The 26,296-nt window shown below is 61.7% G+C and carries 22 protein-coding genes; 7 read left to right on the top strand and 15 right to left on the bottom strand.

All coding sequences use genetic code 11. From position 1 onward, the window contains the following. Position 1 precedes the first annotated feature (1 nt). Positions 2-448, bottom strand: a complete 447-nt coding sequence (gene ivy, locus ACOI7D_RS05745) for an Ivy family C-type lysozyme inhibitor (protein ID WP_023288761.1) — start codon at positions 446-448, stop codon at positions 2-4. Between the two features lie 225 nt (positions 449-673). Here ivy and ACOI7D_RS05740 point away from each other — a divergent pair, with 225 nt between their 5' ends. After that, positions 674-1,930, top strand: coding sequence for a mechanosensitive ion channel family protein (locus ACOI7D_RS05740; protein WP_023288762.1), 1,257 nt, complete (start codon positions 674-676; stop codon positions 1,928-1,930). Here ACOI7D_RS05740 and ACOI7D_RS05735 read toward each other — a convergent pair. Continuing rightward, a complete protein-coding gene (locus ACOI7D_RS05735) occupies positions 1,927-2,820 on the bottom strand; it encodes a LysR substrate-binding domain-containing protein (RefSeq protein ID WP_023288763.1) in 894 nt (297 codons plus the stop codon). The genes ACOI7D_RS05740 and ACOI7D_RS05735 overlap by 4 nt on opposite strands. 254 nt (positions 2,821-3,074) lie before the next feature. Here ACOI7D_RS05735 and ACOI7D_RS05730 point away from each other — a divergent pair, with 254 nt between their 5' ends. Then, entirely contained in the window at positions 3,075-3,680 is a 606-nt protein-coding gene (locus ACOI7D_RS05730) for a glutathione S-transferase family protein (protein WP_109546565.1), read from the top strand. Between the two features lie 52 nt (positions 3,681-3,732). On the opposite strand, the gene ACOI7D_RS05725 is transcribed toward ACOI7D_RS05730, so the two are convergent. The 8 genes from ACOI7D_RS05725 to ACOI7D_RS05690 all read right to left on the bottom strand — a co-directional run bounded on the left by ACOI7D_RS05725 (position 3,733) and on the right by ACOI7D_RS05690 (position 12,674). Beyond that, the gene (locus tag ACOI7D_RS05725) at positions 3,733-4,518 is read right to left on the bottom strand and encodes an SDR family oxidoreductase (RefSeq protein WP_109546564.1); all 786 of its coding nucleotides are present in this window, start codon (positions 4,516-4,518) and stop codon (positions 3,733-3,735) included. Between the two features lie 88 nt (positions 4,519-4,606). After that, the gene (locus tag ACOI7D_RS05720; protein WP_002893589.1) at positions 4,607-5,404 is read right to left on the bottom strand and encodes an SDR family oxidoreductase; all 798 of its coding nucleotides are present in this window, start codon (positions 5,402-5,404) and stop codon (positions 4,607-4,609) included. A gap of 60 nt (positions 5,405-5,464) precedes the next feature. Beyond that, positions 5,465-6,532 (bottom strand): ABC transporter permease, encoded by a 1,068-nt coding sequence (locus tag ACOI7D_RS05715; protein WP_023288766.1) that lies wholly within the window; start codon positions 6,530-6,532, stop codon positions 5,465-5,467. A gap of 17 nt (positions 6,533-6,549) precedes the next feature. Beyond that, the gene (locus ACOI7D_RS05710) at positions 6,550-8,094 is read right to left on the bottom strand and encodes a sugar ABC transporter ATP-binding protein (protein WP_023288767.1); all 1,545 of its coding nucleotides are present in this window, start codon (positions 8,092-8,094) and stop codon (positions 6,550-6,552) included. A 1-nt stretch (position 8,095) separates the two neighbouring features. Beyond that, positions 8,096-8,716 (bottom strand): DUF2291 family protein, encoded by a 621-nt coding sequence (locus ACOI7D_RS05705; protein ID WP_032455053.1) that lies wholly within the window; start codon positions 8,714-8,716, stop codon positions 8,096-8,098. Between the two features lie 43 nt (positions 8,717-8,759). After that, complete coding sequence (locus ACOI7D_RS05700) at positions 8,760-9,695, bottom strand: D-ribose ABC transporter substrate-binding protein (RefSeq protein ID WP_023288769.1); 936 nt, start codon at positions 9,693-9,695, stop codon at positions 8,760-8,762. A gap of 160 nt (positions 9,696-9,855) precedes the next feature. Then, positions 9,856-11,376 (bottom strand): FGGY family carbohydrate kinase, encoded by a 1,521-nt coding sequence (locus tag ACOI7D_RS05695; protein ID WP_109546563.1) that lies wholly within the window; start codon positions 11,374-11,376, stop codon positions 9,856-9,858. A 347-nt stretch (positions 11,377-11,723) separates the two neighbouring features. After that, on the bottom strand, positions 11,724-12,674 hold the full coding sequence (locus ACOI7D_RS05690) for a sugar-binding transcriptional regulator (protein ID WP_002893602.1): 951 nt from the start codon (positions 12,672-12,674) through the stop codon (positions 11,724-11,726). A gap of 382 nt (positions 12,675-13,056) precedes the next feature. Between ACOI7D_RS05690 and ACOI7D_RS05685 the strand changes: the two genes are divergently transcribed. Beyond that, on the top strand, positions 13,057-13,887 hold the full coding sequence (locus ACOI7D_RS05685; protein WP_109546562.1) for a transketolase: 831 nt from the start codon (positions 13,057-13,059) through the stop codon (positions 13,885-13,887). Beyond that, the gene (locus ACOI7D_RS05680; protein WP_109546561.1) at positions 13,880-14,815 is read left to right on the top strand and encodes a transketolase family protein; all 936 of its coding nucleotides are present in this window, start codon (positions 13,880-13,882) and stop codon (positions 14,813-14,815) included. Before ACOI7D_RS05685 ends, ACOI7D_RS05680 begins: the two co-directional genes overlap by 8 nt. Positions 14,816-14,849: 34 nt before the next feature. On the opposite strand, the gene entD is transcribed toward ACOI7D_RS05680, so the two are convergent. Continuing rightward, positions 14,850-15,479, bottom strand: a complete 630-nt coding sequence (gene entD / locus ACOI7D_RS05675; RefSeq protein ID WP_049013965.1) for an enterobactin synthase subunit EntD — start codon at positions 15,477-15,479, stop codon at positions 14,850-14,852. 66 nt (positions 15,480-15,545) lie between these two features. Then, a complete protein-coding gene (gene fepA / locus ACOI7D_RS05670) occupies positions 15,546-17,774 on the bottom strand; it encodes a siderophore enterobactin receptor FepA (protein WP_109546560.1) in 2,229 nt (742 codons plus the stop codon). Between the two features lie 259 nt (positions 17,775-18,033). On the opposite strand from fepA, the gene fes reads away from it, so the two are divergent. The 3 genes from fes to entF are packed head-to-tail and all read left to right on the top strand — an operon-like array spanning position 18,034 to position 23,365. Continuing rightward, a complete protein-coding gene (gene fes / locus ACOI7D_RS05665; protein WP_109546559.1) occupies positions 18,034-19,242 on the top strand; it encodes an enterochelin esterase in 1,209 nt (402 codons plus the stop codon). Between the two features lie 27 nt (positions 19,243-19,269). Next, on the top strand, positions 19,270-19,473 hold the full coding sequence (locus ACOI7D_RS05660) for an MbtH family protein (RefSeq protein WP_032455062.1): 204 nt from the start codon (positions 19,270-19,272) through the stop codon (positions 19,471-19,473). Between the two features lie 10 nt (positions 19,474-19,483). Continuing rightward, entirely contained in the window at positions 19,484-23,365 is a 3,882-nt protein-coding gene (gene entF, locus ACOI7D_RS05655) for an enterobactin non-ribosomal peptide synthetase EntF (protein ID WP_109546558.1), read from the top strand. Between the two features lie 64 nt (positions 23,366-23,429). On the opposite strand, the gene fepC is transcribed toward entF, so the two are convergent. Genes fepC through fepD form a run of 3 tightly spaced genes read right to left on the bottom strand, consistent with a single transcriptional unit; the run spans position 23,430 to position 26,217 of the window. Further along, positions 23,430-24,224: an iron-enterobactin ABC transporter ATP-binding protein gene (gene fepC, locus ACOI7D_RS05650; protein ID WP_012542491.1), complete on the bottom strand. Its 795-nt coding sequence runs from the start codon at positions 24,222-24,224 to the stop codon at positions 23,430-23,432. Further along, entirely contained in the window at positions 24,221-25,213 is a 993-nt protein-coding gene (fepG, locus tag ACOI7D_RS05645; RefSeq protein WP_162543089.1) for an iron-enterobactin ABC transporter permease, read from the bottom strand. The genes fepC and fepG overlap by 4 nt, the downstream gene beginning before the upstream one ends. Further along, positions 25,210-26,217, bottom strand: coding sequence for a Fe(3+)-siderophore ABC transporter permease (gene fepD / locus ACOI7D_RS05640; RefSeq protein WP_060589601.1), 1,008 nt, complete (start codon positions 26,215-26,217; stop codon positions 25,210-25,212). The genes fepG and fepD overlap by 4 nt, the downstream gene beginning before the upstream one ends. Between the last annotated feature and the right edge of the window lie 79 nt (positions 26,218-26,296).

Genomic DNA, 26,296 nt, shown 5'->3' with positions numbered 1-26,296 from the left:
GTTACTGGTAGTTAAAAGCGTCCGGATGGTTGTCGAGGCTGCCGCTGAGGGCGGCAAACAGCACGGTTTTGCCATCAATGGACAGGGCGTCGCTGACGTTAAGCCAGGTCAGCTTCTCCTGGTCGGTTTTTTCATCGACCACCGAGTAAACGCCTGACATCTGTTTGGTTTTTTCCGACCAGATCACCGCGATACGCTCATGGCCGCAGTCGTGGGGTTTGCAGGCGCTTAACACCTGCCAGGATTCGCTACCCAGCTTCACCGTCTGCGCCGGCGACCCGGTGCCGCCGGTGGTCACCCAGGCGGGCAGCTGATGGCCTTTGACCATTTGGTTAAACGACGCCCGGGTGGCGGTATCGTGGGCCAGACTGTTCAGCGTGACGTCGCCTTGCGCCATGACGCTGGCGGAGGCGGCTAAGGCGATAATAGCGGTAAGCGTTTTAAACATGTTTCCTCCTGGACTTATTCCGTCCTCATAACAAGCCTCTTTATAGTGAGCGTAGATAATGATTAATGCAAACTATGACATAAATCCCGTGAATGATTAGCAGCGGTGCGCGCATGGACGTTACGCTAAGCGATATGCCATGATGCGGATTGATTAAAATTTTCCAATATATGCCCTTGTGATAAAGCAGTTAGCGAAATGGCATAGTTATTCAGGCGATAAAGCATGGCGTATGTGAATCATCTACTGACGTTTATTGAGAGTAATCCGGCGCTGGCGGTGGGATTTAACCTTATTCTGCTGCTGCTCTCTGGCATATTTGCCCACCTTTTATGCAAGTTCTTGCTGATTAAAGTGGTGCGTAAGGTCTTCTTTGGTAGCCATAAACAGGACGTGCCGCTGGAGAAGGATCGACGCATCGCCGAAAAGCTGTCCAATTTCATTCCGGTTATTATCGTCTATTACGTTCTGCAGTTTATGCCGGCGATGCCGGCATCGCTGGTGACGGCGATTAATACCATCTGCGGGATCTTGTTTTTTATTTTTATGTCGGTGTTTTTCAACGAGATGCTGGATATTGTCAACAGCTCTTATCTGCGAAAAACCAAACGTAAAAATCATTCCATTAAGGGCTATATCCAGATAGGCAAAATCTTAGTCCACATCCTGGCGGCGATTATGATCCTCGCCGTGATGTCGAACAAATCGCCGATCATTATTATCTCCAGTCTGGGGGCGGTGGCGGCGGTGCTGATGATCGTCTTCCAGCATACCCTGCTGTCGCTGGTGGCGAACGTTCAGCTGTCGTCCAACGACGTGCTCCAGCTGGGGGACTGGATTGAAATGCCTGACAAGAACCTCAGCGGTGAGGTGACGGATATCGCGCTGCACACCATTACCATCCGTAACTGGGACAATACCATTTCCCGTATTCCCACCAAGAATTTCCTCACCGAGACCTATACCAACTGGCAGGCGATGTTCTCCTCCGGGGCGCGGCGGATCATGCGCAGTATCGCCATCGATCAGCACTCGGTGCGTTTTCTCAACCAGGAGATGCTCTCCTCGATGCTGACTATCCGCGGGGTAAGCGAGCCTCTGACCACGCTGCTTGACGGTCGCGATCCCGGCGGCGTGGCGGACCGCTGGTTTGTCGATAACGGCCTGACCAACCTGACCCTGTTTCGCCACTACCTGATGCACTATCTCGCCGAGCGACCGGATATTATTAAGGAGATGTATATTGTGGCGAGGACGCTGAAACCGTCGCCGTCGGGCATCCCGTTAGAGATTTACTGCTTTACCTCTTCGACGCTGTGGAAAGACTACGAGAATACCCAGTCGGCGATATTTGAGTACATTACCGCGGTGGCCGGGCAATTTTCCCTGCGCCTCTATCAGTATCCCGCCGGGCACGATTTCTGGCGTCTCTCCCAGGAGCACGCCGCCCGGGCGGGCCTGCCGCCGTCGGCGGAAGGCTAAGCGCTGAGCTGCTGGCGCCAGAGGGCGATCTCCTCCTCCAGCCAGGCGATGAATCGGGCGACTTCCGGGCGGTTCTCCGCCTGCGGGGAGACGGTCAGCCAGTAGTGCCAGGGGTAGGGGACGGTGACGGCGGTGAGCTGCACCAGCTCGCCGCGGGCTATCGCCCCCGCCACCAGCGAGCGCCGCTCCAGCGCCACGCCCGCTCCCAGGCGAACCGCCTCCAGCACCAGGTTGGAGTCGTTCAGGCGCAGGCCCGCAGGGATGATGGTCTTTTCCAGCCCCGCCTGGCTGCACCAGGCGTTCCAGGACTCCATGGAAAAAACGATATCGCTGGCGGCGATCGCCTGCGGGGTGGTCGGCAGGTCGCCGCCGCGATAGTGCGGCGCGGCCACCACCAGCTGTTCATCGGCAAACAGATGTCGGCTTTCCATCCCCTCCCAGTCGCCTTGCCCCATGCGAATGGCCAGATCGATACCCTCCTGCTGCAGGTTAACCACCGCCAGGCTGGTCAGCAGGCGCACCGCGATCTGCGGATGCCGCGCCTGAAAGCGCGCCAGCCGCGGCAGCAGCCAGTGGCAGCCAAAGGAGGGGAGCGTCGCCAGGGTCAGTTCCATCGTGCGGGGTTTGATCTGCACCATCCGCGTGGCGTCGGCGATGTGCTGTAACGCCTCGCGGATTTGCAGGGCATAAAGCCGCCCCTCTTCCGTGATGCGCACCCCGCGGCCGTGGCGGACAAACAGTGTGACGCCGACCAGGGCTTCAAGCTGTTTGATGTGCTGGCTGACCGCCGAATGGGTCACGCTCATCTCGTGGGCGGCCTGCGTCACGCTGCCGAGGCGCGCCACCGCCTCAAAGCTGCGCAGGCTGGCGACAGGGGGAAAATCTGCCATGGTGATCTCTCTTGTCAGGGCGTCAATACGTTAACGTTACTACCGGGTTAGCGGGTTCTAAAGCCGCCGCGAGCAGACAGTGGACGGGCTTCAGGCGCTCTCAGTCGGTATAGCACAGGGGAGACAGGCGGACTATCCCGTGACGCCAATTTGTTAGTTTTTCTAACCTTTGCGGTAAGCATCCCCTGATATTCGCGGGGCGGGTTTTCCAGTAAGGTAAGCCAGCAACCCCTTTATCGCAGGCAGGAGTGACGATGAAACTCATTGGTATGATGGATTCACCTTATGTAAGACGCGTGGCGGTTTCTCTGGCGCTCTATGGCGTGGAATTCGAGAGCCTGCCGCTGTCGGTCTTTAGCGGCTTTGATGAATTCTCCCGTATTAATCCGGTGGTCAAGGCGCCGACGGTGGTTCTCGATGACGGGACACAGCTGATGGACTCCACGCTGATCCTCCACTATTTCGAAACGACCCATCCCGCCGGACGCCGGCTGCTTCCCGCGCATCCCGAGGCGCTGGCCCGCGACCTGCACCTGCTGGGGGTGATCCTCGCCGCCAGTGAAAAAGCGGTCCAGCATGTTTATGAGCACCGTTTGCGGCCGGAGGAGAAGCAGCATCAGCCGTGGATAGCCCGGGTGACCGGTCAACTGCTCGCCGCCTGTCAGGAATGGGACGCCCGGCTGGCAGACCGCGTTGCCGCCGCGCAGCCGGACCAGGTGTTGGTCACCAGCACGGTGGTCTGGTCCTTTATCCAGTTGATGATCCCGACGGTGGTGCCGGCAACGGCGTTTCCGCATATCCGCGCGCTGGCGGAGAAAGGAGAGGCGCTGCCGGCGTTTCAACAGTATCCGCTGAGTTAACGGCGGGGATGGCGAGGGGCGCCGCAGCGTGGCGCCCTGAAGCAGGAGAGGATCACCAGCAGACAAACCCGCCGTCGACCACCAGGTCTACGCCGGTGCAGAACGAGGCGGCGTCGCTGGCGAGGAACAGCGCCGGGCCGGCCATCTCTTCCACCTTCGCCATCCGCTGCATCGGCGTCTGGCTTTCAAACTCGCGGGTCTGGTGCACCATCTCCGGGCGGGTATTCATCGGCGTGGCGGTATATCCCGGGCTGATGGAATTGACGCGGATCCCTTTGTCCACCCACTCCATCGCCAGGCTTTTCGACAGATGGATCACGCCGGCTTTGGAGCAGTTATAATGCGCCTGGTCGAGGCCGCGGTTAACGATAATCCCCGACATCGAGGCGATGTTGATAATCGACCCGCCGCCGGACTCCACCATCAGTTCCGCTTCCGCTTTGCAGGAATTCCACACCCCGGTGAGATTGATATCGATCACCCGCTGCCATTGCTCGCTCTCCATCACCAGCGCCGGATTGGCGTTGGCGATCCCGGCGGCGTTGACGGCGATGTCGAGGCGGCCAAAGCGGCTTTTGGCCAGCGCGACGGCGGCGCGCAGGTCGGCCAGCTGGCGGACGTCGCCGGTGTAGGCGCAGGCCTGGCCGCCGATAGATTCAATATGACTGACCGTTTCCGCCAGCCCGCCGTCGTCGCGAAGATCAAAACAGACCACCCGCGCGCCGGCGCTGGCGAGACTGCAGGCGATAGTCTGGCCAATGCCGCTGCCGGCGCCGGTAACGAAGGCGACGCGATCCTGCAGGCTAAACAGCTGTTGTGCAAAGTCTTTACCGATCATAATGATTATTCTCTTCAATATAGTGTCGAACGTCGGGAGCCTGACGTCCCGGATAGCGGCGCGTCGCGCCTAATCCGGGCTACCGTGCTCAGGACATAATCAAACCGCCATCGATATTAATGGTCTGTCCGGTGAGATAGCGGGCGTCGTCGGAGGCGAGAAACGCCACCAGGCCGGCGACATCTTCCGGCTTGCCGGCGCGCTTCATTGGAATGCCCTCGACCCACTCCGCCATCAGCTCGCCTTTGCCGTAGCGCTTCTGCTCGGTGCTGAGAATTTCGCCCCACACGCGGTCGTTGTAATCCCACATTTCGCTTTCAATAATGCCCGGGCAGAAGGCGTTGACGGTGATATTCCACGGCGCCAGCTCGTGGGCCAGGCTTTGGGTAATGCCGATCACGCCCATCTTGCTGGCGGCATAGTGCGGGGTGTAGATGAAGCCCTGACGCCCCTGGCCGGATGAGGTGTTGATCAGGCTGCCGTGGTTCTGTTTCACCATATATTTGGCCGCCTCGCGGCAGCATAGCCAGACGCCGGTGGTATTGACCGCCAGCACTTTCTCGAAATCGGCTTTTGGCATCCGATCGTAGTAATCAATGGTGATGACCCCGGCGTTCTGAATCGAGACGTCAATGGTGCCGAAGCGGGCGGCGGCCTGCTCATACAGCCCCTGCACCTGGGCTTCGTCGGTGACATCGACCTGCAGCGATAAAATATCCGCCTGATAGCGCTGACGCAGGGTTTCGGCGGTCTCATGAACGCGCTCGGCGTTGGAGACCATCACCAGGTTTGCGCCGTCGCGGGCGAAGCGCTCGGCAATACCCGCGCCAATGCCGCGGCAGGCGCCGGTGATCACCACCGTTTTGTTCTGGAAATCTCGTTGCATATTTTTTCCCTTTCGCTGAGCCGGGCACCAGGCCCGGCGGAAGATGTGAATCGTTGCCGGTTAGCTGGAGGTGGCGCCGTTGGGGGGGAGGGCGGCCAGTTTCTCCTCATGGCGGCGCATCAGGATGACCTTGCTCTGCAGCTTCTGCTGGAACTGGTCGACGACCACGGCGGTAACGATCACCACGCCTTTGATCACCATCTGCCAGAAGTCGCTGACGCCCATCATCACCATGCCGTCGGCAAGGAAGACGATCACGAAGGCGCCGATAATCGAGCCGGTCACCCGACCACGGCCGCCGGCCAGCGCGGTGCCGCCGAGCACGGTGGCGCCGATGGCGTCCATCTCAAACATGTTGCCGGTCATCGGGTGCGCGGTTTGCAGCTGTGATGCGACGATCAGGCCGACAAAGGCCGCGCACAGGCCGGAGAAGGCATAGACGAATATTTTCGCTTTCACAATCGGCACGCCGGCGAGGCGGGCGGCGGACTCATTGCCGCCAATTGCGTAGATGTAGCGGCCAAGCGGCGTTTTGGTGGTCAGCCAGTAGCCCAGCACCAGGAAGCCGATCATCAGCCAGATGGGAAGATAGACGCCGAGCAGGGTGCCGGAGCCGAGGGTGGCGAAACCGGTGTTGCCCAGCGCTTCCATACCGTTGAGATTCGGGTAGGTGCTCCCGTCGTTAAACAGCAGCGCGGAGCCGCGGGCGACGTACATCATGCCTAAGGTGCAGATAAACGGCGCCACGCCGAAGCGGGTGATCACCGCGCCGTTCACCAGGCCGACCAGTACGCCGAAGATCGCCACGCAGAGGATCACTTCCGGGACGTTAAAGAAGAGGATGTCGCCGTTCCACAGCGGCAGGCCGTTGGTCAGCAGCGCGCCCGCCACCATGCCGCAGATCCCCGCCACCGCGCCGACGGACAAATCAATGCCGCCGGTGAGAATGACCAGCGTCATGCCGATGGCCAGCAGGCCGGTGATCGCCACGTGCTGGGTCATGATCAGCAGGTTAGAGGCGGTCAGGAAGTTGGGTACCATCACGCTGAAGAATGCGATCACCAGCAGCAGGGCGATAAAGGTGCGGGCCTTCAGCAGGTACATATAAATCATATATTTCTGGTTCATGATGGATTCCAGCCTGATTAATCTTGAGGTGTTGAAGCCGCGATTAACTGTTCGCGGGTCACCGCATGACGCGGTAGATCGGCGGTAATGCGGCCATCGGCCATCACCAGGATGCGGTCGGCCAGGGCCATCACCTCATCCAGCTCTGAAGATGAAAACATCACCGCCAGCCCCTGCTGGGCCATTTTGCCGATCAGGTGATAGACGTCGGTTTTCGCGCCGACGTCGATGCCGCGCGTCGGTTCGTCGAGGAACACCACCTGCGGCTGGGTCATCAGCGCTTTACCCAGCACCACTTTTTGTTGATTACCGCCGCTCAGCGAGGTGATGGGCAAATTGGCGTCGCTGACCTTGATCGCCAGCTGCTGGATCATTGTTTTCACGCAGGTCTCTTCTTTTTGCGGATTCAACCAGCGCCAGGCGCGGCGAAACCCCTGCAGGCTGAAATCAGAGAGCGTCATGTTGGCCTGAATCGACATCATCTGCACCACGCCTTCGCCCTGGCGGTCCTCCGGCACCAGCGCCAGCCCCTTTTTCAGACGCTGCTGAAAGCGTGATTTGCCGATGCTTTCGCCGTTGAGATGCACCTCGCCGCGCTGGCAGGGCATCAGCCCCACCAGACCTTTAAACAGCTCGGTGCGTCCGGCCCCCAGCAGGCCGTAAATGCCGATCACTTCGCCTTTGCTAAGAGTGAAGGTAACGTCATTGAGCTTGTAGCCGCCGCTGGGATGCAGCGCGGTCAGCCCCTTGACGTCAAGCACCGCGTTGCCTTTTGGCGCCGGTTGATAATCAAAGTGTTTTTTCTTATCGCCGACCATCTGCTCAATGATCCACGGCACGCTGGCGTCGCTGACGTGACGCTCGCTGATAAAGCGACCGTCGCGGAAAATGGTGATGTTGTCGCCGATCTCCATCAGCTCTTCGAGGCGATGAGAGATATAAATAATGGTCACCCCGCGGCGCTTAAGCTGCGCGATCACCTTGAACAGCACTTTCACCTCAGACTGGCTGAGCGCCGAGGTGGGTTCGTCCATGATCAGCACCCGGGTGTCTTTCGACAGCGCGCGGGCAATCTCGACTAACTGCTGGTGGCCGATACCGAGTTCGCCCAGCGGGGTGTAGGGATCGACATCCAGCTCCAGTCGCTCCAGCAGCGATTTGGCCAGCGCGTACTGGTATTTTTCGTTGATGCGTCCTTTCTGAAAGAATTCATTTGCCATGAAGATGTTGTCCATCACATTCATATTGGGAAATAAATTCAGCTCCTGGAAAATAATGCTGATGCCGAGTTTTTCTGCCTGATGAGTCGAATGTAATGAAACCGCTTCGCCATCGAGAATAATTTGCCCGGAGGAGGGCGTTTCCACACCGGCAAGCATTTTCATCATGGTGGATTTACCCGCACCATTTTCTCCGATCAGCACGTTGACCTTATTTCGATAGACCCGGTAATTGACATTATCCAGGGCGGTCACGCCGGGATAGACGCGAGACAGGCCGCGGGTTTCGATAATCACTTCGGACTCAGCGGGCTGGGGAGCGACGAGTTCTTGCGGCGCCATATTATTGCCCCCCCGCGTGAACGATTTTCGCCGGGGTAATTTCCGGGAGAGTTGGCGGAATATCCCAGGCCGAGAAGACGCCGTAGACCTCCACGCTGTCGCCGGTTTTGAGGTTGGCGGTCTGAATCATTTTGACTGCCTGGCTGTTGATATTCTTGCTGTACTCGCCGAACAGCACCTGGTCATTAAAGTCCTGATAGCTGGCGCCGCTGTAGCCGTCGCGCAGCTGGGTGCCGCGCAGGGTGGGGCCAATCTGCACCGTCACCTTGCCGACGCTGGGGTCGGACAGGGTCATCTTGCCGCTGCGCGAGGCGGTATCGAGTTTGCTGACAGTACCTGAAACCTTGACGTAGAAGATGCAGGGGTTTTCGTCCTGCGCGCGGTAGCCGAGGGTTTTGCAGGCGCTATCAATGTCTTTTGCCGCCTTGAGCGCGCTCATCAATTCCGCCGCCGGGCGCGCTTTCGTCACCACCTGCGGTACGATGCTCTGCTGCCAGGTTTTATCCATATTTGCCATATGCGGGTTGGGCGGCGATTTCAGGTCTGCCAGCTCCTGCTGCGAGACGATGCGACAGCCCCCAAGCGCCAGCACGGCCAGCGTCAGACAGGTTTTCTTAAACATAATGCTCTCCTCTGCGCCCCCGCAGGGGCGCAACCACCCGAACTCAGGACTTAATGTTGAAATCCTGGACTTTATCGGCGTTATCCTGAGTAATCAGGATGCCGCGGAACATCACGCGCTGTTTAGCCGGCTTTTCGCCTTTTTGCAGGTAATTATCCAGATCGGTGACGCCCTGAGCGGCGATGGCCTGCGCCTGCAGCATCACGGTCGCCTGCAGGGTGCCGGCCTTCACGGCGTCGCGCTCATCGTTGCTGCCGTCGATGCCGACGACGATCACATCGCTGCGGTTGGCCGCCTTCAGCGCCGCAATCGCGCCGAGGGCCACCGGCCCGTTGCCGCAGATCACGCCTTTCACGTCCGGGTGAGCCTGCAGAATGCTGTCCATGATGCGCTTGCCGTCGATCAGGGTGCCTTTGGCATCCTGTTTGGCTACGCTGACCATATCCGGATACTGGTCAATGACCTGATGGAAAGATTTAGAACGGGTGACACAGTTATTATCGGCGAGGTTGCAGGTCAGCTCGGCGTATTTGCCTTTCTCCGCCATCTTCTCGACGAAGACGTTGGCGACCTCGGAGCCGGCCTGGAAGTTATTGTGGGTAATTTGTTCCAGCGCCACATCATCAACCGGAATTTCACGGTTAATTAAGACCACCGGAATGCCGGCTTTTTTGGCCTTTTCAATGGCGGCGACGCTGGCGGTGGAGTCGGCGTTATCAAGAATAATGCCCTGCACCTTTTTACCAATGGCGGTGTCGATAAGCTCATTCTGCTTTTTGACATCTTCGCCATGGGACAGCACGGTGGTTTTATAGCCGAGAGCTTGCGCTTTTTCACTGGCGCCTTTGGCTTCCGAGGCGTAATACGGGTTATCCAGCGAGTTGACCATGATCATAATGGTGCCTTTCTCCGCGGCGTGCGCGGCAAAGGATAAGGCGGTCAGGGTAGCAGCGGTTAAAAGGGTTTTACGTAATTTCATGACTCTGTTCCTGTATTTTTATATTCGAACAAATGAGCCCCTGAGCGGGCAGGCTTTTACGGTCTGAAATTTCCCCTGAATACATTCAGGGATAGCGATATCGTTATGGGCCGGGTTTCTCCTGTAATAAGTGAATGCATGTCGTCGCGCAGTCCGGCGGTCAGGCTGGCGAGTCCGGTTTCCATAATGTTCGGTCGACCGCATGGCGCCACTCCTGCCAGCGAGTTTGCAAGCGCTGGTGGCGGGCCATGTCGGGCTGAAAGGTGCTGTGTTCGGTTAAGAAGGCCTGCAGGTCGGCGGTCGACCCCGGATGGAGCGCTTTGCGCGCCAGCAACGCTGCGCCGATGGCGGACAGCTCCGGTACGTCGCTGCGCATCACCGGGCAGCCGAGCAGATCGGCCTGGTATTGCATCAGCCAGTCATTGTTGGTCGGCCCGCCGTCCACCATCAGCGCCGTCAGGGTAAACTCTTCATGTTGCCGCATCGCCACCACCACGTCGGCAATCTGATAGGTGATGGATTCCAGCGCCGCGCGGATCAGATGCGCGCGTTTCACCCCGCGACTCAGGCCGCAGATCACGCCGCGGGCGCTGTCGTCCCACCAGGGGGCGCCGAGGCCGGTCAGCGCCGGCACGAAGTACACCCCGAGGGTCGAATCAACGGAGGCGGGAAGGGTGTTCAGCTCATGGGCCAGCTCGGCGGCAGAGAGCTCGCTCAGGCCAGTGCTGTCCGCCATCCAGGCGACGGCATCGCCGGTGTGGGGAATATTACCTTCCAGACCCCACACCAGCTGGTCGCCATCGTGCCAGGCGACAGTGGTCGCCAGCGCCTCGATATCGCACTGCGCCGATTTAACTGGCGCCATCACCGATGAACCGGTGCCGTAAGTGGCTTTCACGCAGCCCGCTTCGCCGAGCGCGTGGCCGAACAGCGCCGCGTGGGAGTCGCCGATCATCGCCATAATGGGAATACCGTCCGGAATGGCGGCCAGCCCTTTGGTATGGCCGAAGAGGCCGCTCGACGGTTTAATTTCTGGTAACGCCGCGCGCGGAATGCCGAACAGCGCCAGCATCTCGTTGTCCCACTCGCCGCGGTGCAGATTCAACAACTGGGTGCGGGCGGCATTGGAGTAGTCGCAGCAGAAGGCGTCTCCGGCGGTCAGATTCCACAGCAGCCAGCTGTCGATGGTGCCGAGGCAAATCTCGCCACGTTCGGCGCGCAGGTGGCCATCGGCAGTCGCATCCAGCAGCCAGCGCATTTTGGAGGCCGAGAACAGCGGGGCGATCGGCAGGCCAGTGGCCTGTTTAATCCGCTGTTCCTGACGATCGTGACGCAGCGTGTCGCAGAACGCGGCGCTGCGGGTGCATTGCCAGGTGATGGTCGCGTTAATCGGTTTGCCGCTGTCGCGATACCAGCCGATGGCGGTTTCCCGCTGGTTGCTGATGGCCAGCGCGGCGACGTTTTCCGCACCGACGTGGGCTATCGCGCTGGCGATCACCGCCAGCGAGGCGGCCACCAGCGCCTCGCCCGACTGCTCCACCCAGCCGTCGCGCGGCGTTTGGATCGCCAGCGGCTGCGAGAATTTGACGATAACCTTACCCCGGCTATCCAGCACCACCGCTTTGGCGTTGGTGGTGCCTTCATCCAGGGCAATGATGAACTCTTTTGCTGTCGCCTGCATCGTGCTCTCCTCGGTCACCCGGTGTCCTGGAACAGCGGAGACGGGATCTTTTCCACCGTCTCATGCGTCTACGCAGGCCATGATGTGACATTTCGTTATCATCTTTTTAATCACTGAATATATATTCGATAGTGATTATTTATTTGATACCTTAAGCCACAAACCCGGTGACGGGCTACCGGAAAAATCATCAATTGTGCTGGCAATCACATTTCGCCGATCGGCAAAAGCGGCGGCAGGCGGCTGGGTTGGTTGACTAAATTATTGAATTTAAATGTATTAGCAGAGCCAGCCCTGAGGTTAAAAAAGCACGTCAGGGCGGCAGAGAGGAAAAACAGCGCGGCAGGTTAGTCGCTGACCAGCATGCGGGCGGTAGGATAATCGGTGATTAAAACGTCAATGTAGCCGCCAGTAAGGGCGCCTTTGATGGCCGCGACTTTGTCAGTGCCACCGGCCAGCGCGACGACGTTCGGGCATTTTTTGACCTTTTCCAGCGCCATGCCGATCACCGGATCTTCATCATCGCGTAACACCGGATGGCCGTTTTTGTCGTAGTAGTGCAGGCAGATATCGCCCACCGCGCCGCGCGCCGCCAGCACCTGCAGCATATCTTCGTGATAGTAGTTCCCGGAGGTTTTCAGCAGCTGGGAGGGTTCGAGAATGCCGATGCCGACGATGGCGATATCCACCTCGTCAAAGCGCGACACCACGTCCGCGACGTCCTTGCTGGCCAGCAGCCGGTTGCGCTCCTCCATGGATCCCTCAATGCTCTGCGACGGCAGCAGCCAGGCGTCGCAGTTCAGGCGCTGGGCGAGGGTCTGGGTAAGAATCGTCGCCTGCACGTTACCGTTGGGCCCGACGCCGCCGAGCAGCTGGATCACGCCGCTGGCCTTCAGGTTCTGCGCATGAACTTCATCGACCATCGCGCGAATGGTTGAGCTCCAGGAGGAGACGCCAATCAGATCTTTTGGCCGCAGACGGGTTTCCAGATAGTGGGCGGCGGCGGAGCCAATCGCCCGCTTGATGGTGTGATCGCTGGCCTCTTCTTCGGTATCCACCACCACCGCCTGCTTAAGACCGTAGCGATCCTCAAGCCCTTTTTCGAGCTTCAGAAAAATGTTTGACGGCTGTACGACGCTGATTTTGACGACGCCCTCTTTCTGGCAGCGGGTGATGGCGCGGGAGACAAATGACTGTGAGAGCGAGAGAAGTTGGGCGATATCAGACTGCTTTCGTCCTTCCAGGTAGTAAAGCGTGGCAATCTTAACCAATAGCCGTTGTTCATCCTGCTTAGCCATATTAATCCTCGAAAATCATTTATCGCCTGTGTTCAGGCGCTTAGCGGCAGCCATTTTATTTAGGGTATAGAGGCTTCTATCATACGCGAAAAAAAATCACACTTAAGTGTGACAGGCGTCTAACTTTTGCCAATCCTCAAAATCGACTATGGACAAAAACAAAACAGCCAGGCCATAATCGAATAAAGAATCATCATTGAATATATATTCAAGGCGATTTCAAGTCAATGTGTTTCTCCGGGCTAAGTCCGGAGCGGGAGGCAGAATGTTCCTGAGTAGGGCGCTGTGGCAGAAGGCTTACCACCCGGCATAGGGATATCTGGTTTTTTTAGTCCTTGCTGGAATAAATATTCCATGCTGAAAATAAATTCAGAGGTGTGAAATGAATCCCTACAGATTTGATATTCAGACGCTGGAGCGTAAAGCCCGCGCCGTACGTCGCCATATCGTCAAACTAAACGCCAATAGTCCGGCCGGCGGCCACACCGGGGCCGACCTTTCGCAGGTCGAACTGTTAACCGCGCTCTATTTCCGGGTCCTCAACGTGGCGGCGGATCGGCTCGACGACCCGCAGCGCGATATCTACATCCAGTCGAAAGGCCACGCAGTGGGCTGCTACTACTGCGTCCTGGCGGAAGCCGGCTTCTTCCCGGTGGAGTGGCTGGAGACTTACCAGCATGCCAATTCCCATCTCCCTGGCCACCCGGTGCGGCAGAAAACGCCGGGTATTGAGCTGAACACCGGCGCGCTGGGCCACGGTTTGCCTGTTGCGGTGGGGCTGGCGCTGGCCGCGAAGAAAAGCAACAGCACCCGCCGCATTTTTTTGATCACCGGCGATGGCGAACTGGCGGAAGGCAGTAACTGGGAAGCCGCCCTGGCGGCGGCGCACTACGGGCTGGATAACCTGGTCATTATTAATGATAAGAACAACCTCCAGCTGGCCGGGCCGACGCGCGAAATCATGAATACCGATCCGCTGGCCGACAAATGGCGCGCCTTCGGCATGGAGGTCAGCGAATGCCAGGGTAACGATATGGCCTCGGTGGTCGCGGCCATCGAGGGGCTGCAGCAGAAGGGTAAACCAAACGTCATTATTGCCAACACCACGAAAGGCGCGGGGATCTCCTTTATCCAGGGGCGCCCGGAGTGGCACCACCGGGTGCCGAAAGGTGAAGAGATCGCTCTGGCGCTGGAGGAACTGAAAGATGAGTAATGCAGAACACTTGGCTAACGTCATGGTCGAGGCCTTTATCGCCGCCGTGGAAAGCGGTGTCGATCTGGTGCCGGTGGTGGCCGACTCCACGTCGACGGCCAAAATCGCCCCCTTTATTAAGCAATTTCCCGGCCGGCTGGTGAACGTCGGCATCGCTGAGCAGAGTATGGTCGGCACCGCCGCCGGTCTGGCGCTGGGCGGCAAAGTGGCGGTGACCTGTAACGCCGCGCCGTTTCTTATTTCGCGGGCCAATGAGCAAATCAAAGTGGATGTCTGTTACAACAACACCAACGTGAAGCTGTTTGGCCTTAACGCCGGGGCCAGCTACGGTCCGCTGGCCAGCACCCACCATGCGATTGACGATCTGGCGGTGATGCGCGGCTTCGGCAATATCCAGATCTTCGCCCCCTCCACGCCGCGCGAATGTCGGCAGATTATCGACTATGCCCTTGCTTATCAGGGGCCGGTCTATATTCGCCTCGATGGCAAGGCGCTGCCGGAGCTGCTTGACGAGTCGTATTGCTTTGTACCCGGCGCCGTGCTGACTCTGCGCGAAGGCGAGGACGTCGCACTGGTGGCCACCGGTTCGACAGTGCATGAGGTAGTGGAGGCGGCGCAGCAGCTTGCCGACCTCGGCGTTCAGGCGAAAGTGGTCAGCGTGCCGTCGATCCGCCCCTGCGATACCGCCGCGCTGCTGGCGGCGCTGAAGCCGTGCAAAGCGGTGATCGCCGTCGAAGAGCATAACGTCAACGGCGGGCTGGGCAGCCTGGTGGCCGAGGTGCTGGCGGAAGCGGGCGTGGGCATTGCCCTGCAGCGGTTGGGGATCCCGGACGGGGAGTACGCCGCCGCCGCCGATCGCGGCTGGATGCGCCAACACCACGGGTTTGATGCCGCCGCCATCGTCGCCCGGGTGCAAAACAGGGGCTGATGGTCTGAACGCCCGTCGCGTGTAGCGCGGGCGTTTACTGCTGCAATGCGCAAAACGTGACGACCTGCTCCTCCGACGCTGTCCAGTACAGCGGATAGCGTTGCCCCGCAAACCGAAGCGCTAAGGTGCTTGCCGTTATTTCCACGATCTGAAAATCGGTGAACCCCAGCGCGCGCTGGCCTGCCGTCGGCGTCGCCTTAAACCCACTCTCTTTTGCCGAAAAGGCCAGAGTCAGCGCCAGCGGGAAGGGCAGGCCGCTGTGCAATAGCACCTTTTTTTCCGCCTCGTTGATAATGCTGCTCTCCAGCTCCGCCGCCAGCTGTGGAGTAAACCGGCGCTCGATGTCGACGCCCACCGGCCGGTCGGCGACCACCGCCAGCGCGCGCTGGCCGCAGTGGCTGATACTACCGAACCAGGGCGCGGGCCACAGCGGCTGGCGCCGATCGCCAATCGCGGGAGGCTGTTTTTCTCCCACCTCGCGCAGGGCGTACACCGCGGCGATGCGCCCGGCCAGGTGCTCCGCCTGCCGCTTGCGGCTCCAGCCGCTCAGGCTGGCGTGATAGGGCAACCACAACAGATCGGCAGCCTGGAAAGTCGCCGGGTCGAAGTCGATGTGCTGCAAGCGATAGCCGGCCAGCGGCAGGGTGGAGTGAAGAATGCGCATAAGGCAAGTATACCGCGGTTGTCCCCGCCCTTTATCCTGCAAGGGCGGGGGAGGGAGAACCCGCTATCAGAAGTGGGTGTTGACGCTCATATACCAGGTGCGGCCCGATTCGTTGTAGGTCTCGGCGCCGGCGCCGTACATCGTGCCGGTGGCGCCCCCGGTGGTCTGGGCGTTGCCCGCGCGCCAGTGGCGCTTGTCGAAGACGTTATCCACGCCGCCGGTCAGACTAACGTATTTGGTCACGTCCCAGGTCGCGCTCAGGCCGAGGATGCTGTAGGGGCTGACCTCGTTCTTCTCGCTGCCGGTGACCGGTTGACCCTTGTAGTTGTACTTCTTCGGCTCCTGTTTGCCGTACCAGGTAAAGGTCGACTGCAGCGAAACGTCATCGCGTACCTGCCAGCTCAGCGTGGAGTTCAGCGTGTATTCCGGGATAATCGACAGCCGATCGCCGGTCTCTTTATTCTTACTCTGCAGCATGTAGGTGATGTTGTTGGTCCAGTTCACGGTCTCGCTCACCGGGACGTTCAGCGTACCTTCCAGGCCTTCCACCACCGCTTTCGGCACGTTTTCCCACTGGTAGAGATCGGTACCTTTACCGTTTTGATAGACCGGAGCATAGCCTGCTTCAATCTTGTTGCGGTAATCGTTGCGGAACCAGGTCACGCCCGCCAGCCAGCCGTCGCGTTTAAACTCGAGGCCAATCTCTTTGTTGATGCTGGTCTCGGCTTTTAAATCTTCATTCCCCTGCAGATAGCAGCCGTCTTTACTGGCGTAGCAGCCCTGGCCTTTGCTGTAGAGAATGTAGTTCGGGTTGGTCTGATACAGGCTCGGCGCTTTATAGGCACGGGCGATACCCATCTTCAGCGTGAAGTCGTCCCACAGGCCCTGAGACAGATTGAGGGACGGGCTCCAGTTGTTGCCGACGATGCTGTGATGATCGAAACGCAGCGCCGGGGTCAGCATGGTGGTGTCGGTCAGCTCCATGTTGTTCTCAGCGAACAGGGAGAAGATCTCCGCCTTCGAGTAGGGGCTGCGGCCGGTGCTGTCGTAGCCCGGAATTTCTCCCCCCGACAGCGCCTGGGTGTTGGAGGCCTTATCCTTCATGCGCTGCTGGTTCCACTCGCTGCCCAGCGTCAGGTTCTGATTAACCAGATAGTCGAACGGGATGCTGACTTCGCTGTGCAGCATCACATCCGCCAGATCGATATCCGTGAACTGGTTGCTGTTGAAGATCCCCTCGGTCCCCCCGGCCAGGCCTTCGCCTTTGCGCGAGTTGCGGGTACGTTCGTACTGCGCCCAGTTGCTGGTGGTCACCCCGTTGTCCCAGGCGCCGTTCCAGGTGACCGAGTAGGTGTTGCGGTACAGACGGTTGGTCTCTTTGCCGTAGTTCTCTTTTACCAGGTCGTTGGAGTTGGTGTTCTGGGTGTCGCCTGCGTAGAGGTTGCCCTGGCGGCTGTAGCCGGCCTCAAACTCCAGCGACTGCATCGGCGCGAATTCCCAGCGCACCAGACCATCGATGTTTTTATTTTTTACCCCTTCGCGCCCGGCCGGCAGGGTGTCGGCATAGATCCCGGTACGTTCGGACTGATGGCCCTGGTTGATGTCCCAGGCGTCGGCCTGGGTTTTGTCGAGGTTACCGAACAGGCGGAAGCTGAAATCGCCGCCCAGCGGGCCGCTGAGGCTGAAGTTGGTGCGCTTGGTGGAGCCTTCGTCTTTGTGCTCCGGGGCGTTCATATAGGTGTTCCAGGAGCCGTGCCACTCATCGCCGGTTTTTTTAGTGATGATATTCACCACGCCGCCGGCGGCGCCGTTGCCGTAGCGGGCGGCGGCCGGGCCGCGAATCACTTCGATGCGTTCGATCATCTCCGGCGGCACCCAGCTGGTGTCGCCGCGGGTGTCGCGCTCGCCGCGCCAGCCGAGACGCACGGAGTTGCGGCTGGTGACCGGCTTGCCGTCGATCAGGATCAGGGTGTTTTCCGGGCCCATGCCGCGGATATCAATCTGGCGGTTATTCCCGCGCTGGCCGCTGGTGGAGTTGCCGGTCAGGTTGACCCCCGGCATGGTGCGAATGATCTCCGAGACGTCGCGCGCCGGCGGACGTTTGCGGATCTCATCGGCGGTGATGGTGGAGACGCCCGGCGCCTGCAGGTTCTGCTCGGCGGCGGTGACCACCATGGTCTCTTCCGCGGCGCTGTTTTTATCGTCGGTGGCGGTTTCCGCTGCGTTTAACGGAAAAGCAACCCCGTAAATTCCCAAATTGACCAGCAAGGCCAGGGATTTGATCCTGTTATTCATTGTTATTCCTGCTTTTTTGTCGCCACGTTCCCCAAACGCCCCTTCCCACCGGGAGGGGAGGCGGCATAAATGTTGCCGGAAGAGGGCAAAGGCACTCCGTCGCTAGCTGAATAAGCTCTCTTCGACATGTGTTGTGAAAGACGCGCTTCCCACGGCGCGCTAATACGCTATTGCAAATGCAAATAGTTATCAATAATATTATCAATAAAGAATGACAATTAATTAAAAAAGTCACGCGATACATAGGGTTAATGACTGAATGTTAACGACAGGAAGCGAGGAGTGGTGGCGAACCCTGCAGGGACCGCAGTCCCGGGTGGTGGATGACGCCATCGAGGTGACGTTCTGGTGGCGGGATCCGGCGGGGGATGAAACGCGTTCTCCGCGCCGTCGGGTATGGCTCTATATCACCGGCGTGACCGACCACCATCAAAATGCGCGGCCGCAATCGCTGCAACGTCTGCCCGGGACCGACGCCTGGTGCTGGCGAACCACGCTGTCGCCGACCTGGCGCGGCAGCTACTGCTTTATTCCCTCCGACCGTGACGATGATTTTTCCCCTGAGGTGTTCAGCGCCGATAAGCCGGACCGCGCGCTGCTGCGCGAAGGCTGGCGCAAACTGCTGCCGCGGGCGATAGCCGATCCGCTGAATCCGCACAGCTGGCGGGGCGGACGCGGCCATGGCGTCTCCGCCCTGGAGATGCCGCAGGCGCCGGCGCAGCCCGGCTGGGATCTGCTTAATGAGGCGCATCCTCCCGCCCGTTGCCTTGAGTGGCGCAGCGCGCGTCTGGGCAACCATCGCCGGGTCTGGATCTACACCCCCGGCGAGGCCGTCGACCCGCAAACGCGGCCCCTGGCGATCCTGCTTGACGGCCAGTTCTGGGCCGAAAGCATGCCGGTGTGGTCGCCGCTGGCCGCGCTGACCCGCGAGGGGAGGCTGCCGCCGGCGGTCTACCTGCTGATCGACGCGATCGACAACCAGCGCCGCGGGGTTGAGCTGCCCTGTCATCGCGATTTCTGGCTGGCGGTGCAGGAGGAGCTCCTGCCGCTGGTCCGCGGTCACGTCCCGTTCAGCGACCGCCCGGAGCGGACGGTGGTGGCCGGGCAAAGCTTCGGCGGCCTGGCGGCAATGTTCGCCGCCCTCAACTGGCCGCAGCGCTTTGGCTGCGTGCTCAGCCAGTCAGGCTCCTACTGGTGGCCGCATCGCGATGGCAGCGGGACGGGCTTTATCGGCGAACGTCTCCGCCAGGGCGAGGCGTCCGCGGCCGGGCTGCGCATCTGGCTGGAAGCGGGCCAGCGTGAACCGATTATTTTTCGCGCCAACCGGGCGCTGCTGGCGCAACTCACCACAACGCAGCAGACGATTTTCTGGCGTCAGGTTGACGGCGGGCATGATGCGCTTTGCTGGCGCGGCGGGCTGACGGCGGGGCTGATCCAGCTCTGGCAGCCTCTGCTGTCGCCCCCTTAGCACAGCGCTTTACGACAGGAGTTTGATATGCAATTCAGTAACCCCTTCGACAATCCGCAAGGGCAGTTTTACATTCTGCGCAATGACCAGCGGCAGTTCAGCCTGTGGCCGGGGCATTGCGCGCTGCCTGCCGGCTGGACGGTGGTGTGCCCTCCGCAGTCGGTCGAGGCGTGCAACGCCTGGCTGGCGGCCAACTGGCCGACACTGACCCCCGCCCATCATGCGGCATAAGGAGCTGACCATGACCACTCGTTTACCGCTGGTTGCCGCGCAGCCGGGGATCTGGATGGCCGAGCGCCTCTCCACTCTGCCTGGCGCCTGGAGCGTGGCCCACTATGTTGAACTGCGCGGCGCGCTCGACCCGGCGCTGCTGGGTAAGGCGATTGTCGCCGGCCTGCAGCAGGCGGATACCCTCAGCCTGCGCTTTGAAGAAGAGGAAGGGGAAGTCTGGCAGTGGCTGGCGGCGGAACGCACCTTTGGCGAACCGCCGATCGTTGACCTGCGTACGGCGCCGGATCCGCACCGCGCCGCCACGGAGCGGATGCAGGCGGATCTGGCGCAGGATCTGCGCGTCGACGGCGGCAACCCGCTGGTGTGCCATCAGCTGCTGCGCGTCGGCGACGACCACTGGTACTGGTATCAGCGCTATCACCACTTGCTGGTGGATGGCTTCAGTTTCCCGGCAATTACCCGACAGATCGCCGCCATTTACCGCGCCTGGCAGCGTGGAGAAGCCACCCCGGAATCGCCTTTCACCCCCTTTGCCGAAGTGGTGGACGAGTACCAGCGCTACGCCGGCAGCGAGGCCTGGCAGCGGGATAAAGCCTTCTGGCAGGCCCAGCGCCAGGCGTTACCGGCTCCCGCCTCGCTCTCTGCCGCTCCGCTGGGCGGGCGCGCCGCCGGGAGCGATATCTGGCGGATGAAGCTGGCGATGAACGCCGACGCCTTCCGCCGCCTGGCCGGCCATGCGCCGCAGTGTCAGCCCGCTGACCTGGCGCTGGCGCTCACCACGCTGTGGCTGGGCCGCCTGTGCAACCGGATGGACTACGCGGCGGGCTTTATCTTTATGCGCCGGATGGGCTCAGCGGCGCTGACCTCGACGGGGCCGGTGCTCAACGTCCTGCCTCTGGCGGTGCATATTGACGCCCACGAGACGCTGGCGGACCTGGCGATGCGCCTCGCCGCGCAGCTGAAAAAGATGCGCCGCCATCAGCGCTATGACGCCGAGCAGATCGTCCGCGACAGCGGCAAAGCGGCCGGGGACGAACCGCTGTTCGGCCCGGTGCTGAACGTCAAAGTTTTTGATTACCAGGTGGATATCGACGGCGTCGAGGCGGTGACCCACACCCTCGCCACCGGCCCGGTCAACGATCTCGAGCTGGCGCTGTTCCCGGATGAGACCGGCGGGCTGTCGCTGGAGATCCTGGCTAACAAGGCCAGGTACGATGAAGCCGAGCTGCGTCGCCACATGGCGCGACTGACCGCGCTGCTGGCGCAGTTTACCGCCGATCCGACGCTACGCTGCGGCGAAGCGGAGATGCTCTCCGCCGACGAGCAGGCCCGGCTGGCGGCGGTCAACGATACCGCTATGCCGCTGCCTGCCACCACCCTCAGCGCGCTGGTGGCCGACCAGGCGCGGAAGACCCCGGATGCTCCGGCGCTGGCGGATGCTAACTGGCAGTTCAGCTATCGTGAGATGCGTCAGCAGGTGGTGGCGCTCGCGCAGCTGCTGCGTCAGCGCGGCGTGAAGCCGGGCGACAGCGTGGCGGTGGCCCTGCCGCGCTCGGTGTTCCTGACCCTGGCGCTGCACGGCATTGTCGAAGCGGGAGCCGCCTGGCTGCCGCTGGACACTGGCTACCCGGACGACCGCCTGCGGATGATGCTGGAAGACGCCCGGCCGTCGCTGCTGATCGCCACGGAGGATCAGCTGGCCCGCTTCAGCGATATCCCCGGGCTGGAGAGCCTCTGCTACCAGCAGCCGCTGGCCGTTGCGGATGACGCGCCGCTGGCGCTGTCAAAACCGGAGCATACCGCCTATATCATCTTTACCTCTGGCTCCACCGGGCGGCCAAAAGGGGTGATGGTCGGCCAGACCGCCATCGTCAACCGCCTGCTGTGGATGCAGGATCGTTATCCGTTATCTGCCGACGACGTGGTGGCGCAGAAAACGCCGTGCAGTTTCGACGTGTCGGTGTGGGAGTTCTGGTGGCCGTTTATCGCCGGCGCGCAGCTGGTGATGGCCGAGCCGGAGGCGCACCGCGACCCGCAGGCGATGCAGCAGTTCTTCGCCCACTACGGCGTGACCACCACCCACTTTGTGCCGTCGATGCTGGCGGCGTTTGTCGCCTCGCTGGATGCCGACAGCGTGGCCGCCTGCCGCACGCTGCGGCGGGTATTCTGCAGCGGCGAAGCGCTGCCGACGGAATTGTGCCGCGAATGGGAGCGCTTGACCGGCGCGCCGCTGCATAACCTGTACGGCCCGACGGAAGCGGCGGTGGACGTCAGCTGGTATCCGGCCTGCGGGCCTGAGCTGGCGGCGGTGACCGGCAGCAGCGTACCGATTGGCTGGCCGGTATGGAACACCGGGCTGCGCATTCTCGATGCCGCGATGCGCCCGGTGCCGCCGGGGGTGGCCGGGGATCTCTATCTCACCGGCATTCAGCTGGCGCAGGGCTATCTGGGGCGTCCGGACCTCACCGCCAGCCGCTTTATCGCCGACCCGTTTGCCCCCGGCGAGCGGATGTATCGCACCGGCGACGTGGCGCGCTGGCTGGCGAACGGCGCGGTGGAGTATCTTGGCCGCAGCGACGATCAGCTGAAGATCCGCGGGCAGCGCATCGAGCTTGGCGAGATTGACCGGGTGATGTCGGCCCTGCCGGACGTGGCGCAGGCGGTGAGTCACGCCTGCGTCTTCAACCAGGCGGCGGCGACCGGCGGCGATGCCCGGCAGCTGGTGGGCTATCTGGTCTCTGACTCCGGCCTGCCGCTGGATACCGCGGCGCTGAAAGCGCGGCTGGCGGAACAGCTGCCGCCGCATATGGTCCCGGTGGTGCTGATGCAGCTCCCCGACCTGCCGCTCAGCGCCAATGGCAAACTGGACCGCAAAGCGCTGCCGCTGCCGACCCTCGGCGGCGAGCGCAGCGGCCGGCCGCCGGAGCCCGGGATGGAAACCGTTGTCGCCGCCGCCTTCAGTCAGCTTCTGGGCTGCGAGGTGAATGATATCGACGCTGATTTCTTCGCCCTCGGCGGCCATTCGCTGCTGGCGATGCGCCTGGCGGCGCAGCTCAGCCGCCAGCTGGCGCGGCAGGTGACCCCGGGGCAGGTGATGGTGGCCTCGACGGTGGGCAAACTGAGCGCGCTGCTGGCCGCCGATCTCAGCGATGAGCAGGCTCAGCGCCTGGGGCTGGATGCGCTTCTGCCGCTGCGCGAGAGCGACGGCCCAACGCTGTTCTGTTTCCATCCGGCCTCCGGCTTCGCCTGGCAGTTCAGCGTGCTCGCGCGCTATCTCTGCCCGCGCTGGTCGATTACCGGTATTCAGTCGCCGCGCCCGCAGGGGCCGATGGCCGGCGCCGCCAGCCTCGACGAGGTGTGCGAGCATCATCTGCAAACGCTGTTGGCGCAGCAGCCGCACGGTCCTTATTACCTGTTCGGTTATTCGCTCGGCGGCACCTTAGCCCAGGGCATTGCCGCCCGCTTGCGCCAGCGCGGCGAAGCGGTGGCCTTCCTCGGCCTGCTGGATACCTGGCCGCCGGAGACGCAAAACTGGGCGGAGAAAGAGGCGAACGGGCTGGATCCGGCGGTGCTGGCGGAAATTGCCCGCGAGCGCGAAGCGTTCCTCGCCGCCCAGCAGGGGCAAGCCTCCGGCGAGCTGTTCAGCGCCATCGAAGGCAACTATGCCGACGCGGTGCGGCTGTTAACCACCGCGCACAGCGCGAAGTTTGACGGCAAGGCGACGCTGTTCGTGGCGGAGAAGACGCGGCAGGCGGGGATGGATCCGCAGGTCGTATGGGGCCCGTGGGTGGGCGAGCTGGAGGTGTTCAGCCAGAACTGCGCCCACGTCGACATTATCTCCCCGCAGGCCTTTGAAGCCATCGGCCCGGTGGTCAGGGAGATTCTGGGATAACGGTTGAGTTCGGGCTACAGCAGGTAGCCCGGCTCAGCGTCGCGCAAGCCGGGGAAAGGGGAAATTACCGGCGGCCCAGCGGCACCACCAGCGGCGTATGCGCCACCGGATCCTCAATGATCGTGCAGCGCAGACCGTAAATCCGTTCAATCAGATCCGCCGTGACGATCTCCTTCGGCGCCCCCTCGGCGACGATCTTACCGTCGCGCAGGGCGATCAGGTGGGTGGCGTAGCGGCAGGCCTGGTTCAGATCGTGCAGCACCGCCGCCAGGGTATAGCCCTTCTCGCGATTCAGCTCGCTCAACAGCTCCAGCAGGTCGATCTGATGGCTGATGTCCAGCCAGGTGGTCGGCTCATCCAGCAGCATAATCGCCGTCTCCTGGGCCAGCACCATCGCAATCCACGCCCGCTGCCGCTGGCCGCCGGAAAGTGTATCGACGCTCTGCAGCGCCAGATCGCTGATCCCGGTGGCCCGCATCGCCTTGTTCACCGCCTCTTCATCTTCTTTGCGCCAGCGGGTAAACAGCGGCTGGTGCGGATAGCGCCCGCGGGCCACCAGCTCCTGCACCGTGATATCGCCAGGAGTGGTGGCATTCTGCGCCAGCAGCCCGATGCGGCGGGCAACCTCTTTACTGGCGTACTGCTGGATCTGCGCGCCGTCGAGCCAGACATGGCCGCTGGCTGGCGTCATCAGACGGCTGAGGGTGCGCAGCAGCGTCGACTTGCCGCAGCCGTTGGGGCCGATAATGGCGGTGAAGTGGCCGTCAGGGATGGTCACGTTCAGCGACTCGGCGATGGTCTTGTTCCCGTAGGCCAGGGTTAACTGCTCGCCGCGCAAACGGGAGGGGACAGCACTCATTTTTTGCGGGACTCCTGAATCAACAATGCAATAAGGTAAATACCGCCGAGGCTGACGGTTAGTACGCCCACCGGCAGCTGCCAGGGCATAAACAGCCGCTGGGCGCCGTAATCGGCCAGTGCCAGCAGTAGCGCGCCGCACAGGGCCGACTGGGTCAATCCCCAGCGGGCCGTGCCGCTCAGGCGGCGGGCGATGTGCGGCGCCACCAGCGCGATAAATGAGATGGGCCCGGCCAGCGCCGTCGAGGCGGCGGTGAGCACCACCGCCACCAGCATCAGCAGCAGGCGCGAACGCTCAACCTGCACGCCCAGCGCGCAGGCGGTATCGTCGCCCATCTCCAGCAGCCGCATCCGACGAACCAGCAGGGCGCTGCCCACCAGCATCAGCAGGATCAGCGGCGCCGACGGCCAGGTTTTACCCCAGCTCAGGCCGTTAAGCGATCCGGCGTTCCACAGGCCCGCAGAAAGGGCGGTCTCCAGCGAGGCGCGCAGCAGCAGCCAGGTGTTGAAGGCCACCAGCATGGCGCGTACGCCGATGCCGATAATAATCAGGCGAAAGGTCTCGATCCCGTTGCGCCAGGCCAGCAGCCAGACCACCAGCGAGGTGAGTACCCCGCCGGCCATCGCCGCCAGGGCAATCGCCGTCAGGTTCTGGCCGAAGAGAACCATCGCCACCAGCACGCCGCTCCAGGCGCCGGTGTTAAAGCCCATCACGTCCGGGCTGCCGAGCGGGTTACGGGTCAGCGACTGGAAAATGGCGCCGCTGACGCCGAGCGCGGCGCCGATGAGCAGCGCCATTAACACCCGCGGCAGCCGCCATTCGTTCACCACCATCGCGACGTTGCGCGGCGCGTCGCCGAACAGGGCGGAGAATACCTGGTCAATCGTTAGCGGCACCGGGCCTTGCGCCAGCCCGAGCAGGGAAATCAACAGGCTGGCGGCCAACAGCAGCAGACAGCTGGCTATCAGGCGGCGGGACGGGGCAATCACAGGCCACCTCCGCGCGGCTGGCGCCGCACCAGCCAGATCAGCACCGGCGCGCCGAGAAAGGCGCTCACCACCGATACCCGCAGTTCGCCGGGCACCAGCAGGCGGCCAATCACGTCGGCAAACAGCAGCAGGGCCGGGGTGGCCAGCAGGGTGACCGGCAGCGACCAGCGATGATCGGCCCCCACCAGCCAGCGGGCCATATGCGGCATCATCAGGCCGATAAAGGCGATCGGGCCGACCACGGCGGTAGCGCTGCCGCACAGGACGGTAATCACAATCAGGCCGATCAGCTGGGTGCGGGCGACGCGGCTGCCGAGGGCGGTGGCGGTATCGTTGCCGAGGCTCAGGCTGTTAAGCGCCCGGCTCAGCAGCAGGGCGGCGATCCCCGCCATCGCCACCGGCAGCAGGACAATTTTCAGGGTTTGCAGGGTGCGGATATCCAGCGAACCGGCCTGCCAGAAGCGCAGCTGATCGTAGACGTCCGGGTTGAGCAGGGCGATGCCGTTGGACAGCCCCTCGAGCACCGCCGCGAGGGCGACCCCGGCGAGGGTGAGGCGCACCGGGCTCAGCTGGCCGCCGCCCTGGCTGCCGGTGAAGGCCACCAGCAGCGAGGCGCAGAGCGCGCCGCAAAACGCCAGCAGCAGCTGTTCCTGCGGGGAGGTGATCCCGAACAGCGCCGCGCCGAGGACGATGGCGAAGCTGGCGCCGGAGTTGACCCCCAGCAGGCCGGGGTCGGCCAGCGGGTTACGGGTGAGCGTTTGCATCAGCGCGCCGGCGAGGCCGAGGGCGACGCCGGCCAGCAGACCGGCCAGGGTGCGCGGCAGGCGCGCGTCCAGCACGATGGTGCAGTCGGCGCTTTGACAGGTTCCGCTAAAGGCGGTGAATAGCGTGCCGATCGGCAACGATTTGGCGCCGATGGTCAGGCTAAGCGCGGCGGCTAAGGCGAGTAACAGCAACAATCCGGGCACGGCGACAGAGCGTACCGCGGTCGTAGAAAACGACATAACTGACATCCCTGATATGATAATGATAGTAATTATCGTTATCGATTTTATTCAGCTATGGTAGCATGACCCACAGTAA

The sequence above is a fragment of the Klebsiella sp. C360 genome (genome assembly GCF_048822415.1).
GTDB classification, from domain to species: Bacteria; Pseudomonadota; Gammaproteobacteria; order Enterobacterales; family Enterobacteriaceae; genus Klebsiella; species Klebsiella quasipneumoniae.
Note: the sequence above shows the minus strand (reverse complement) of the source record. Positions and strands in the feature narration are given on the sequence as shown.

What these genes read in the sequence shown, in the direction of transcription:
- ivy (WP_023288761.1), bottom strand. Translation starts at nt 448, where the DNA reads ATGTTTAAAACGCTTACCGCTATTATCGCCTTAGCCGCCTCCGCCAGC.
- ACOI7D_RS05740 (WP_023288762.1), top strand. Translation starts at nt 674, where the DNA reads ATGGCGTATGTGAATCATCTACTGACGTTTATTGAGAGTAATCCGGCG.
- ACOI7D_RS05735 (WP_023288763.1), bottom strand. Translation starts at nt 2,820, where the DNA reads ATGGCAGATTTTCCCCCTGTCGCCAGCCTGCGCAGCTTTGAGGCGGTG.
- ACOI7D_RS05730 (WP_109546565.1), top strand. Translation starts at nt 3,075, where the DNA reads ATGAAACTCATTGGTATGATGGATTCACCTTATGTAAGACGCGTGGCG.
- ACOI7D_RS05725 (WP_109546564.1), bottom strand. Translation starts at nt 4,518, where the DNA reads ATGATCGGTAAAGACTTTGCACAACAGCTGTTTAGCCTGCAGGATCGC.
- ACOI7D_RS05720 (WP_002893589.1), bottom strand. Translation starts at nt 5,404, where the DNA reads ATGCAACGAGATTTCCAGAACAAAACGGTGGTGATCACCGGCGCCTGC.
- ACOI7D_RS05715 (WP_023288766.1), bottom strand. Translation starts at nt 6,532, where the DNA reads ATGAACCAGAAATATATGATTTATATGTACCTGCTGAAGGCCCGCACC.
- ACOI7D_RS05710 (WP_023288767.1), bottom strand. Translation starts at nt 8,094, where the DNA reads ATGGCGCCGCAAGAACTCGTCGCTCCCCAGCCCGCTGAGTCCGAAGTG.
- ACOI7D_RS05705 (WP_032455053.1), bottom strand. Translation starts at nt 8,716, where the DNA reads ATGTTTAAGAAAACCTGTCTGACGCTGGCCGTGCTGGCGCTTGGGGGC.
- ACOI7D_RS05700 (WP_023288769.1), bottom strand. Translation starts at nt 9,695, where the DNA reads ATGAAATTACGTAAAACCCTTTTAACCGCTGCTACCCTGACCGCCTTA.
- ACOI7D_RS05695 (WP_109546563.1), bottom strand. Translation starts at nt 11,376, where the DNA reads ATGCAGGCGACAGCAAAAGAGTTCATCATTGCCCTGGATGAAGGCACC.
- ACOI7D_RS05690 (WP_002893602.1), bottom strand. Translation starts at nt 12,674, where the DNA reads ATGGCTAAGCAGGATGAACAACGGCTATTGGTTAAGATTGCCACGCTT.
- ACOI7D_RS05685 (WP_109546562.1), top strand. Translation starts at nt 13,057, where the DNA reads ATGAATCCCTACAGATTTGATATTCAGACGCTGGAGCGTAAAGCCCGC.
- ACOI7D_RS05680 (WP_109546561.1), top strand. Translation starts at nt 13,880, where the DNA reads ATGAGTAATGCAGAACACTTGGCTAACGTCATGGTCGAGGCCTTTATC.
- entD (WP_049013965.1), bottom strand. Translation starts at nt 15,479, where the DNA reads ATGCGCATTCTTCACTCCACCCTGCCGCTGGCCGGCTATCGCTTGCAG.
- fepA (WP_109546560.1), bottom strand. Translation starts at nt 17,774, where the DNA reads ATGAATAACAGGATCAAATCCCTGGCCTTGCTGGTCAATTTGGGAATT.
- fes (WP_109546559.1), top strand. Translation starts at nt 18,034, where the DNA reads ATGTTAACGACAGGAAGCGAGGAGTGGTGGCGAACCCTGCAGGGACCG.
- ACOI7D_RS05660 (WP_032455062.1), top strand. Translation starts at nt 19,270, where the DNA reads ATGCAATTCAGTAACCCCTTCGACAATCCGCAAGGGCAGTTTTACATT.
- entF (WP_109546558.1), top strand. Translation starts at nt 19,484, where the DNA reads ATGACCACTCGTTTACCGCTGGTTGCCGCGCAGCCGGGGATCTGGATG.
- fepC (WP_012542491.1), bottom strand. Translation starts at nt 24,224, where the DNA reads ATGAGTGCTGTCCCCTCCCGTTTGCGCGGCGAGCAGTTAACCCTGGCC.
- fepD (WP_060589601.1), bottom strand. Translation starts at nt 26,217, where the DNA reads ATGTCGTTTTCTACGACCGCGGTACGCTCTGTCGCCGTGCCCGGATTG.